Source organism: Paenibacillus zanthoxyli JH29 (assembly GCF_000520715.1).
Classification (GTDB): Bacteria; Bacillota; Bacilli; order Paenibacillales; family Paenibacillaceae; genus Paenibacillus_AQ; species Paenibacillus_AQ zanthoxyli.
The window spans coordinates 1-1453 of sequence record NZ_ASSD01000077.1 but is presented as its reverse complement, the minus strand read 5'-3'; the positions used below and the strand labels follow the sequence as shown (position 1 = coordinate 1453).

1 pseudogene is annotated in these 1453 nt (G+C 48.9%); it reads right to left on the bottom strand.

The features are described 5' to 3' along the window. Window positions 1-445 precede the first annotated feature (445 nt). Window positions 446-1453, bottom strand: a pseudogene (locus L691_RS33290) (IS1380 family transposase); the annotation flags it as partial.

Below are 1453 nucleotides of genomic sequence, written 5' to 3'. Positions count from 1 at the left end.
TAAGTCTTAAATGCTATGCGGTCAAGGTACTAGTACTATCAGCTGTAACGAAAGGCGCAGAAAGCAGAGGCGGTGACCCGATTCACTTAAAAAAGACATCGCGAAACAAAGCTTCCCTTGTGCAAAGCTTGAACAGGAACATATGTTTGTAAGCCTATTATCCCGACAAGATCCCGTATATCCTGAATTCCCGTCCAAATTATAACGTGGTTAACCAGATCGACTAATTCGATGTAATGATTATGGTTTAATTTCCCAATAGAGCAATTTTTGATCTGCTGTTTAAGGTATACATTTCCTTTTTATTATATGTTTGGATCTTAATGGGTAACATTCTCTTTCATTAACCTCGTTAAAATTATAACTATGATTTTGAAAAATTTCACAAGTATGATCATTGGAAACCATAGTGCTCCAAGGCTTCTACAGCATCCTCGTTATAATTTCACGGGAATGCAGGGTAAATGCGCTGGAATGTCTGAAACCATGGACTATGTCTTCCGAAGCGGAGCTTCGTTTGTCTGGCATGCTCTACCATTCGAGAGGCCAGCCAGATCAGATTTTCGATGACCGTTTTGACCCGCCTGCGGCTGACTTTGTTTCGAAGCGGGGCGTCTGGTTCTTGAATGGAAATTTGTCCAATAGCCCGCGGCAGATTATAAGCAACTAGGCCCGCACACAACACCAGATCGTTCGTGGCAAACTTGCCGGAAGGCAATCGCTCTAAATTTAAATCCGTCTTGAGTTCGCTGTGAAATTGCTCGCTGGTCGCGTGGTCACGGTACAGCTTAATCACTTGCCAAGGCGAACACCGTAGCGTGGTGAAAAACACCTGCACCTCCATTTGGGGCACCAACAGGATTTATCCATCGGCTTCCACGGTTCGTTCAATCACCTGGTAGACCACGCGAATGGGGCGCTCCAGCTTCTTGTCGGTCCATTCCATGGAGCCCAGATATACCCGCTTGCCCTCTCGTTCTTCACAACACATCCCGTCTTGCTTGGCGATCATCAGCCATTCTTCCGGTGACTCCCGGCGCAGATTGCGTTTGACGATAAAATCCACCTCTTCGTTCAGGCAGACATTCAAATTCTCCAGCGCGTCGTTGCCGGCATCCATGCGTACGAGTAGCGGCAGGTCGGTGATGCGGCGGGCATACTCCGATTGAGCGACAGAAACGCGGCGGCTTCTTTTTGTACATGGGTACTGCCTTCGCGCAGATTGACGTTGACCCCATACCCTTCCTGCCCCAGATAAGCGAAAAAGGAGCATAGCCGTCCACCTTTTTGTACGTCAGGGACACGCCTTCTTTCCGGGTATGGCTATTGTCGAACGGCGAAACGTCCAGATCCAGCGGCAGCCAAGATAACGCTTGCCCCACCGGATCTGTGGCATGAACAGGCGTTAGCGGGACGTTGAGCGCACGCAGCAAGTCTGCCGACTCTTCCAGCA